The sequence below is a fragment of the Streptomyces sp. NPDC007095 genome (genome assembly GCF_040634475.1).
Lineage (GTDB): Bacteria > Actinomycetota > Actinomycetes > Streptomycetales > Streptomycetaceae > Streptomyces.
Window position 1 is genome coordinate 21,210 of sequence record NZ_JBEYFS010000151.1, and the last position, 9,181, is coordinate 30,390.

Here is a 9,181-nt window from a genome sequence, read left to right on the forward strand (position 1 = left end):
GATGGCCGTCGCTGTCAGTGTGCTCGAGGCGGGGCAGGCCGCCAGGGCAAGGCCGACCTGATGCGCTTTCGCAGGGGCTGGACGACTGTCTGTCCCGACGGGCTGATGCGTTGTTCGAGCTGACCGATGCCCTGCTGGCAGCCGGCCCGGTCATTTCCCTGCCCTGTCTGTCACTGGACGGTCTGCACCGTCGTGGTCACGGCAGCACCTATGCGGCCCTGGCCAACGGCCGCGTGGGTACCGAAGCGGCACGTGCGCTGTTGTCCGGCTCGCTGCCCCGCGCATCTCCAGCGGCCGCCATCGACCAGCGCCGGCCGCTGGAGATGCGCGGCGCCGGGAGACGGATTCATCCCACGCCTCCCGCCGATTCGAGTTGGCCCCCTTCTAGGACAACCATCGCGATGACATGAGCCGCCTCCAGCAGATCAGTGCGCATCCGAGCCTGCCCCACCCCGAGGATCCCTGTCACCGCATCCACCAGAACACGCTGGAGCGCACTTCAGCGGCAGCAGCCCCACACTCCTGAATCAGCGCCTGCCGCGGTTTCATACGTCGCGGCGCCGCACGACAACCAACGCCAACACGACCGCGACGAGCGGCCAAACCGCGTACACGATCCAGGAACCGGTGACCGTGGCGGTGTAGCCGAGGGATTCGGGATCCGGCGGCCAGTTCTGGACCAGGCGCTTCCAGGCGGTGACGACCATCGCGTGGTTGACGTCGGCGGACCAGCGCTTGTTCTGCGAGAAGATCGTCGGCAGCATCAACAGCGTGAAGACGCTGGTGACCATGGTCGCGGCGCTGTGCCGGATCAGGACGCCGAGTCCCAGGCCGACGAGTGCGCAGACCGGGGCCAGCAGCGCGGATGCCACCAGCGCCCGGAGCACCCCGGAATGGGTGATCGGGACGCCTGCGTGCCGCCCGTTGAGGATGGCCTGGGAGACCAGGAAGGAACCGGTGGAAACGGCCGTACCGACGGCGGTCCACACACCGGCGGTGACGGCCGCTTTGGCCAACACCACTGAGCCGCGGGCAGGGACGGCCACGGTGGTGGTGCCGATCAGGCCGCTGCTGTATTCGCTCGCGACGGTGATGGCGCCGACGCTGCCGGCGACGAGCATCAGCGTCATGTAGCCGGCCGGCGGATAGGCGTCGAAGGGCAGGAAGTCAGGGGGCTGCCGCATGCTCGCGCCGGAGCCCTCGAAGTTCTTGTAGTCCGCCAGTGCGGCCGCGGCCGCGGACCCGATGACGAACAGGATCGTGAGTGCGATCGTCCACGGAGTGGAGCGCAGGGACCACATCTTGATCCACTCGGCGGCCAGGAGGTCGTGGAAGCGGGCGGGCGGCTCGGCGACCGGCGCGTCCGACATGGCCGGAGGGACGGAGTTGATCGTAGTCATCGGGGTTGTCCTGCCAGGTATTCGACACTGTCGGCGGTGAACTCCATGAACGCCTCCTCGAGTGAGGCGGTTCGGGTGGTCAGCTCGTGCAGCATGATCTGGTTCTCGAAGGCAAGCGCTCCGATCCGCTCTGCCGGCAGCCCTGTCACGGCAAGTTTCTCGGTGCCCGTCGAGCCCTGCGGCTCGACCGACGCGCCTGCCGCAGCCAGCACCGCTGCCAGCGCGGCAGCCTGCGGGCTGCCCACCACAACGTTGAGGCGGGTGCTGCGGGCCGCGAAGTCACCTACCGACTCCGCGGCGATGAGCCGGCCCCGGCCGATGACGACGAGCCGGTCGGCGGTGTTCTCCATCTCCGACATCAGATGGCTGGAAAGGAAGACGGTGCGCCCCTCGGCGGCCAGGCGCCGGAACAGGCGGCGCGCCCAGAGAACGCCTTCCGGGTCCATGCCGTTGATCGGCTCGTCGAACATCAGCACGGGCGGGTCCCCGAGCAGGGCGGTGGCGATACCGAGCCGCTGTTTCATACCGAGCGAGAACCCGCCGATGCGGCGGGTCGCCGCATCGGCCAGCCCCACCTCATGCAGCACCTCGTCCACCCGGCGCAGCGGGATGCCGTTGCTGTGGGCCAGGGCGGACAGGTGGGCGGCGGCGCTGCGTCCGCCGTGGACCTGGGTGGCGTCGAGGAGGGCGCCGACGTGCCGCAGTCCGCGTGGGTGGCTGTGGAAGGGGACGTTGCTGACGGTGGCGGCACCGGCGGTTGGCGCGTCCAGGCCGAGGATCATCCGCAGGGTGGTGGTCTTGCCGGCTCCGTTGGGGCCGAGGAATCCGGTGACCTGGCCCGGCCGAACGGTGAAGGACAGATGGTCCACGGCGGTCTTGCTGCCGTAGCGCTTGGTGAGTTCGCTGACTTCGATCACACGGCCAACCCTGCCGGGAGGCCCCCGGCCGGGCATTGGCCCTGGGGCGGCAATCGCGCCGCCGGGTTAGCCCGCGGGCGTACGTCCCGGGGCCGATGCCGCGCGGGCGGCGGCTGGTTAGTCTCACGGCATGGACGCCATCCCGACCACCCCGACGGCTGCCTGCGGTTCAGCATCGCAACCTCGCTCTCGAACGGGCACACCGACTGTGCCGAGGCCGGCACTCATGGCCTGGATCGGGGGTGTCCTGTACCTCTTCATGCTGCTTCTGCTGCTGGGCGGCGCGCCCCGGGCTTCCGGCACGGTCCACGCCGTCGGGTCGCTACTGGCTGTGAGCCTGCTCGCCGGTGTACTGCGCCGGGTGCCGTTGCTGGCTCTGGCCATGACACTCTTCGGCGCCACCGCCGTGGTGGTGATGCCGCCCCGCCACGCGCGCGCGAGCCTGGCGCTGTCGTATCAGGGCGAGTTCCTGTCATATCTGGCGGTGGACCTTGTCCTGGGCTTCATCGTCGCAACCCGCACGCGACGGGATTCGATCGTCGCGGTGACCGTATCCCTGATCGCGCAGCTCCTGCTGATCGGCGGCTTCGCGCACGGGGACAACCTGACGGCCAACAGCGTGATCGCCCTTCTGGCGATGGCCGCATCGTGCACGGTCGGTCTGCTCGGCCGCGAGCGCCACGAGCACGCGGTGGCGCTGCGCGCGCAGGAGGTGGCGGAAGCCGTGACCGCCGAACAGCTGCGGATCGCACGGGAGTTGCACGACATGGTTGCGCACAGTATCGGAATCATTGCCATCCAGGCCGGGGTGGGCAGCCGGGTCATCCAGACGCAGCCTGTGGAGGCCCGCGAGGCACTGCGAGCCATCGAGGCCACCAGCAGGGAGACCTTGTCGGGCCTTCGGCGCACGCTGGTGGCGCTCCGTCGGACCGACCCGGAGTCAGCGGCCGCGGGGCAGTCGTCTCTCGCGCCCTCACCGGGACTGGCGGACATCGAGCTGCTCGCGGCGGCGACCGCGGACGCGGGGGTACGCGTCGACGTGCGCTTCAGCGGGGAGCAGCGGCCCTTGCCGGCCGACATCGACCTGTCCGCCTACCGTATCGTGCAGGAGGCGCTGACCAACGTGGTCCGTCACGCGGGCACCGGGCACTGCAGGGTGACCGTCGACTACGGGGACGAGGAGCTGTCCGTGGAGGTCGTCGACGACGGGCACGGCGCCATCGAGAACGGCTTGGCCCACGGCTTCGGCATCGTCGGCATGCGGGAGCGGGTCGGCCTGCTGCACGGCCACCTCAGCGCCGGACCACGTCCGGAGGGCGGCTTCCAGGTGGCGGCGCAACTGCCGCTGCCCAACACCATCGGAGTTCGGCTGGAGGCCCGGTGACTGTCCGAGTCGTGCTCGCCGACGACCAGCCGTTGGTACGGTCCGGTCTGCGCGTGCTCATGGCCGATCACCCCGACCTGGAGGTCGTCGGTGAGGCCGCCACCGGCGCCGAGGCGGTCCAACTGGTCCGGAATGTCAGCCCCGACGTCGTGGTGATGGACATCAGGATGCCCGGCATGGACGGGATCGAAGCCACGCGCCAGGTCACGGCCGGTCCGGCAACGACCCGCGTGCTCATGCTGACCACCTTCGACGACGACGACCACGTGTATGGCGCGCTCCGAGCCGGCGCAAGCGGCTTCGTGGTCAAGGACATGGAGCTGGACGACATCCTCGCGGCGATCCGCGTGGTCGCTGCCGGCGACGCACTGATCGCGCCGAGCGTGACGCGCCGTCTGATCGCGGACTTCGTCGGACGCCCCGTGGCTGCCCCGGAGCGCCCTCCACGGCCGGTCGAGGGCCTCACCGAGCGGGAATGGGAAGTGCTGACCCTGGTCGGACGTGGCCGGTCGAACAGCGAGATCGCGGAGGAACTCTTCATCACGGTGGCCACCGCCAAGTCGCACGTGTCACGGCTGTTCGCCAAACTGGGCGCCCGGGACCGGGTTCACCTCGTGATCACCGCCTACGAGGTGGGGCTGGTCGAGCCGCCCCGCTGAGCACGTCACTGAGCCCATCTCGAAGGGGGAACCGGCCGCATATGCAGCATCCTCCCGAAAGAGGCTGAAAGGAGAAGTCGCGCAAGTCAGAGACCCGGTCAGCGCCCAACTTGCCCTCGGTTCACTACTGCACGCGCAGCCCGACCGTGATGATGCGACGTCCTCGGACCTGGTCGTCCATGGACTGCTGCGCCAGTTCGGCATGACCGCCGACGAGGCCGCGCGGATCTGCTCGCTGGACCTGCCCGACCTGGACATGGTCGACGACGCGGTCATGTGAGCGTCCTCGGCCGGTCCACGAGACGCAGGGTTACGGCGAAACCGTTGTCCCGACCGATCGGTGGCCGTACGACGGCTCACACGTCGGCGGCAGCCTCCGCGACCGCCGCGGACGCGACGTCGTCCACCACCGCACCCGCCTGTTCCTCCGGCACACCGGCCGCGATGAGCATGGCGACGGCGACCCGGGTTCCGTCGTCGTCCAGCGCCCCGGTGTTGACCGCTTCCAGCAGTGCGACCGTCATGGCCTCCAGCCCGGCGCTCAGCACAGCGGGCGGCAGATGGGTGTGAAAGACGCCGTCTCGCTGCCCTCGCTCCAGGATGGCCGTGGCCTCGTCGCGGGCCGGTGCCAGGATCTCGGCCACGCGTTCCCTACCCAGGTCCTTGCGCGCCAGTGCCACGAGCATCCGATAGCGGTCCCCCACAGGCCATACGGAGAGCACGAAATGCGCGAGGGCCCGCTCGGCCGGCTCCGTCGAGTTCGCTCCGGCCGAGACGACGCTCCGAATCGCCTCGGACGCCTCCTCGGCAAGAGCCTCCAGCAACGCCGCGCGTCCCGGAAAGTGCCCGAAGAGGGTGCGTCGCACGACACCGGCGGCTCGCGCGAGTTCCTCCAGGGTGACGTCGGGGTTCCGTCCCAGTTCCTGGCGGGCCGTGGCCAGGATGCGAGCCCGGTTGGACCGTGAATTACGTCGCAAAGGCTCGCGGGCCACGGGCTTGGGCACGGAAACAACCTCGGTGGATCAGTATGGGGTGAACGACGGACCGGGACGAGCCGCCCGCCCAGTCTGCCACGGGGTCTTCAGCGTGATCCGGAACCGGATCTCTTCCGGTTCGAGTCCGGCGGGGTCCGGCCCGGCGGTCAGTCGTCGAAGATGCCGGTTCCGCTGAGGGCGGGGACGGTGGCTTCCGGGCGGATGAGGGAGCGGGCGCCGCGTCGGAACTGGTCGAGTTTGTCGATGATGGTCTGGCCGACGGGTGTGTGGCCCCAGACGCTGATGCCCTGGTGAGTGGTGGGCCGCCAGGTGGCTTCGTCGATGGTGATGGGGTTCCAGCCGACCTCCCATTCGAAGCCCGAGGGCGTGCGGGCGTAGTAGGACAGCTCCTTGTCGTTGGTGTGCTGCCCCACGGACAGCGCCATGTCGAAGCCGAGTTCACACACGCGCTGGTAGCTCTGGGCGATGTCGTCGAGGGTGGCGGCCTGGATGTTGAGGTGCTGGACGCGGGTGCGGACCGGGTCGATGGGCAGACCCTGGACGGTGGCGACGGCGATGGAGTGATGGCGTTCGTTGACGCGCAGGAAGCGGATCTTGAGTTTGACGCCGCTGATGGTCTCGTCGATGTAGTCGGTCAGTCGTGCGTCGAAGACGGTGTTGAAGTAGCCGCGGATCCGTGTCGGCCTGGTGGAGGTGATCGCCACGTGGCCCATGCCGGAATCGCCCGTGACGAATCCGGAGGCGAGCATGCGCAGGGGCTCCGCCGACTTCACCGGCGCGGTGCAGATCTCCTGCGTGATGCCCTTGGGCCCCGGGAAGCGCAGCAGGCGTTCCACACCGCGCAGGGCGGCTTCCTCGGCGGTGCCCTGGACGAGCGGGACGCCGTGGGCGCGTACGCGGGCCTCGATCCGTTCGAAGGTGGCGTGGTCGTCGATGTGCCAGCCGGTGGCCACGACGTCCTCGGCCGGGCCGCGCCTCAGCAGGAAGCGGCATTCCCGGTCGTCGAGGCGGAACCGCATCAGCCTGGTGTCGGGGGCGTCATGGTGCATGCCGATGGCGTCGGTGCCGAAGCGGCGCCAGTCGGTGAAGCGGTTCGTCTCGATGATGATGTAGCCGAGGCGGACGGCACCGAAGACGGACGGATCCCCAGGCGTGTTCATCGGCGCCCGGCCAGGAAGTCGGCGCACAGGCGGTTGAACAGCTCGGCGCGTTCGAACTGGACCCAGTGCCCGGTGTTCGCTGCCAGGTACAGGTCGCAGTTGGGCATGCGATCGGCCAGCATGCGCCCGCCCTCGGGCCGGTTGACCTTGTCCTTCGCGCCCCACAGCACCAGCGTGGGCACAGGCAGACGGGACAGGCGTCGGTCGCGGGTGAAGTCCATCCTCCACAGGGTGCGCAGGGCGTTCGGGCCGGACGGGCGGCGCAGCGGCGGAGCGGCGATGACCTCCGGGTCGACGCTGTCCCGGTAACGCGCGTCGATGACCTCGTCGGGCACGTCGGCGGCGTTGAACACGAGGTGGTCGCGGATGAACTTCTCCAGCTTCCGCCGCGAAGGTCCGTCACCGGAGTAGTAGTTCAGCAGGCTGTTCAGACCCGGGGTGGGCAGGGCACGGGTGGTGCCGATGCCGCCCGGGCCCATCAGGACCATGCGGTCGACCCGGTCGGGCGTGTCCAGGGCCAGGCGTAGGGCGCAGGCGCCGCCATACGAGTTGCCGACCATGTGGGCCCGCTGCAGGCCGAGTCGGTCGAGCGCGCCGCGGATACCGTCGGCGAGATGGCCGAAGGGGTCCGCGCCGTCGACGCCCTTGGTGCTGCGTCCGTAACCGGGCAGGTCGGGGACGACGACCCGGTACTCCTTGGCCAACTCCCCGATGTTGCGGGCGTAGTTGGCGACGCCGGAGGCACCGGGGCCGCCGCCGTGCAGCAGCAGGACGGGAGGGCCTTCGCCGGTCTCCGCGACGAAGATCTTCTTGTCCCCGACGTCGAGCAGGCGCTCCCGCATCGGCGGCAGTTCGGCATGCGTGGTCATGGTGGTCCTCACAGAGCGGTGGTCGGGCTCGGGTGCGGCACGGGAGCGAATCCGGCCGGGGGTGACGGGAGTTGAGCGCCCGCGGGGGCGGCGGCGTAGACGTACGCGTCCGGTCGCAGGGCGACGGTGGCCGCGCGGTGTCCGGCCAGCCAGGCGAGCAGTGCGTCGTCGCTGTCGACGAGGGTGCCGTCCGCCGGGCGGGACCGGGCGGACGTGATGGTGAGTGAGGGGATACCCAGGCGGTCCCACGCGGGCTGGGGCGCCGCCGATCCCGCGTGCAGGAGCACCCAGCGGCTATGGAAACCGTCCACTCATCCGCGTAGCGGTGTGCGGCTCCGCCGGCGAGCCCGAGTTGCAGCGAGCGGTTACGAAGGAGCAGCAGATGCATATCGCGCTCGGGGTCCCATTGGACACGAACCGGACCCCGCTTCAACTGCCGCTTCCAGGTGGCTCGGTCGGAGTGCGGTCCGTGCTCGTAGCGTGCCAGGCAAGCGCGCTCCAACGCCCACTCGAAGCCTTCACGGGTGATCTCGACTGCGAGGACAGTGTCCGGCCCTCCTTGGCCCCCATCCGCAGCGGTACATCATCCAGAGGAAGGACGGCTTGATCCACGTCATGCGGTCCCGCTTCCACGCAGCGGGAAAGCGGTCCTGGCGAACCGCGGGCATGCCGATTTCCGGGGAGTACGCCTGGTAGACGGTGATCGTGGATGCCGTGTGCACCGCGCGAATCCCTCGTCGTGGTTCTTGCGCGGCGTAGAGGGTGGGGTCGGCCGGTGTGGGCGGCCACTGATTTTCGACTCGCCTTCACGAGGCACCTCGCGCCGTGACCGCGGACCGAGGAAGAGCAGGACGGCGGCCGGGAGGACGATCACTGCCGCAGGTGCGGCCGCTTTGCTGATCGATGTGGCGATCGGTAGTGCGCCGACCAGAGGGCGTAGCGCCGTGTGAGTTGCCAGTGCCACGGCCGCCCTCTTCGGGCGAGGGGGCTTGCGTCATCAGGCGAGGGGGCTTGCGTCATCGCCAACTTGTCCGTTGCCTCCGGCGCTGGGGCGAGCCGGTCGGGGACGACGCCCCCAGTACGCCTCGGTCGGCAGCGCGCGATCCGGGTCGGCGGTCGATCGGGATGCCTCCCCGGGAGGCGGTCGTCGGATTGCGGTGGGGCCGCATTCCCCTTAATTTCAGGACGTCGGGTATACCGACAAGGCGGCATAAAATCCTTATGTCCGCTTTTCCGTAGTGACATCGAATGGAGCATTCATGTCGGTGATGACCGGTACTCAACCCCTACAGCAGTTCGGCCAGCAGATGGGCGGCTCGCAGCAGATCGGCCAGGTGGTCCAGCAGGCGATCCAGCAGGCGTGCCAGCAGGCGAGCCAGCAGGTCGCGCAGCGACTGCAGCAGACGTTCCAGCAGATCCAGCAGGTCCAGCAGCAGCTCCAGCAGCAGGGATTGGCCCAGCAGGCGCACCCGTACCTGGCTCTCGCGCTGCACCGCTCGCTGCACACAGGCATTCAGCACGCTGTGGAACAGTCCGTGCAGCAGGCGCTGCCGACCGCGATCGTGGCGCTGCTCCAGCAGAGCCAGCAGGGCCAACAGGGTCAGCAGGGTCAGCACGGCCAGCAGGGCCAGCAGCAGTGGGGTGGTGGGTTCGGCCAGCAGTCGTTCGGTCAGCCGTTCCAGCAGTACCAGCAGCCTGGCTTCGGCTTCGGCCAGATGGGCCAGCCGTACGGTATCGGCTGACCTTTGGGCGGCGTGTTTGGGGGGGGGCGGCGCCCGCAAACGGGCCCCCCCCAAA

9 protein-coding genes and 2 pseudogenes are annotated in these 9,181 nt (G+C 69.4%); 3 read left to right on the top strand and 8 right to left on the bottom strand.

From position 1 onward, the window contains the following. Positions 1 to 77: 77 nt before the first annotated feature. Positions 78 to 284, top strand: a pseudogene (locus ABZ656_RS38595) (transposase); the annotation flags it as partial. A 261-nt stretch (positions 285 to 545) separates the two neighbouring features. Here ABZ656_RS38595 and ABZ656_RS38600 read toward each other — a convergent pair. Both ABZ656_RS38600 and ABZ656_RS38605 read right to left on the bottom strand, forming a co-directional pair. Beyond that, positions 546 to 1,400 (bottom strand): ABC transporter permease, encoded by an 855-nt coding sequence (locus tag ABZ656_RS38600; protein WP_360274554.1) that lies wholly within the window; start codon positions 1,398 to 1,400, stop codon positions 546 to 548. After that, positions 1,397 to 2,317 (bottom strand): ATP-binding cassette domain-containing protein, encoded by a 921-nt coding sequence (locus tag ABZ656_RS38605; protein ID WP_180362638.1) that lies wholly within the window; start codon positions 2,315 to 2,317, stop codon positions 1,397 to 1,399. Before ABZ656_RS38605 ends, ABZ656_RS38600 begins: the two co-directional genes overlap by 4 nt. Before the next feature lie 226 nt (positions 2,318 to 2,543). Between ABZ656_RS38605 and ABZ656_RS38610 the strand changes: the two genes are divergently transcribed. Beyond that, positions 2,544 to 3,701, top strand: a complete 1,158-nt coding sequence (locus ABZ656_RS38610) for a sensor histidine kinase (RefSeq protein WP_360274558.1) — start codon at positions 2,544 to 2,546, stop codon at positions 3,699 to 3,701. Further along, entirely contained in the window at positions 3,698 to 4,360 is a 663-nt protein-coding gene (locus ABZ656_RS38615; protein WP_360274561.1) for a response regulator transcription factor, read from the top strand. The genes ABZ656_RS38610 and ABZ656_RS38615 overlap by 4 nt, the downstream gene beginning before the upstream one ends. 356 nt (positions 4,361 to 4,716) lie before the next feature. On the opposite strand, the gene ABZ656_RS38620 is transcribed toward ABZ656_RS38615, so the two are convergent. The 6 genes and pseudogenes from ABZ656_RS38620 to ABZ656_RS38645 form a co-directional block, all read right to left on the bottom strand. After that, complete coding sequence (locus ABZ656_RS38620) at positions 4,717 to 5,364, bottom strand: TetR family transcriptional regulator (protein ID WP_360274564.1); 648 nt, start codon at positions 5,362 to 5,364, stop codon at positions 4,717 to 4,719. Between the two features lie 137 nt (positions 5,365 to 5,501). Further along, complete coding sequence (locus ABZ656_RS38625) at positions 5,502 to 6,515, bottom strand: VOC family protein (protein ID WP_101406662.1); 1,014 nt, start codon at positions 6,513 to 6,515, stop codon at positions 5,502 to 5,504. Then, complete coding sequence (locus tag ABZ656_RS38630) at positions 6,512 to 7,384, bottom strand: alpha/beta hydrolase (RefSeq protein ID WP_360274567.1); 873 nt, start codon at positions 7,382 to 7,384, stop codon at positions 6,512 to 6,514. The genes ABZ656_RS38625 and ABZ656_RS38630 overlap by 4 nt, the downstream gene beginning before the upstream one ends. 8 nt (positions 7,385 to 7,392) lie before the next feature. Then, positions 7,393 to 7,695: a hypothetical protein gene (locus tag ABZ656_RS38635; RefSeq protein WP_360274570.1), complete on the bottom strand. Its 303-nt coding sequence runs from the start codon at positions 7,693 to 7,695 to the stop codon at positions 7,393 to 7,395. Then, a pseudogene (locus ABZ656_RS38640) lies at positions 7,680 to 8,106 on the bottom strand (DUF4291 domain-containing protein); the annotation flags it as partial. The gene ABZ656_RS38635 and the pseudogene ABZ656_RS38640, both read right to left, overlap by 16 nt. 564 nt (positions 8,107 to 8,670) lie before the next feature. Further along, the coding region (locus tag ABZ656_RS38645) for a hypothetical protein (protein WP_360274573.1) at positions 8,671 to 9,181 on the bottom strand (511 nt) is incomplete at its 5' end.

Excerpts from the sequence above, each read along its gene's own strand:
- ABZ656_RS38600 (WP_360274554.1), bottom strand. The coding sequence starts at position 1,400 with ATGACTACGATCAACTCCGTCCCTCCGGCCATGTCGGACGCGCCGGTC.
- ABZ656_RS38610 (WP_360274558.1), top strand. The coding sequence starts at position 2,544 with ATGGCCTGGATCGGGGGTGTCCTGTACCTCTTCATGCTGCTTCTGCTG.
- ABZ656_RS38625 (WP_101406662.1), bottom strand. The coding sequence starts at position 6,515 with ATGAACACGCCTGGGGATCCGTCCGTCTTCGGTGCCGTCCGCCTCGGC.
- ABZ656_RS38630 (WP_360274567.1), bottom strand. The coding sequence starts at position 7,384 with ATGACCACGCATGCCGAACTGCCGCCGATGCGGGAGCGCCTGCTCGAC.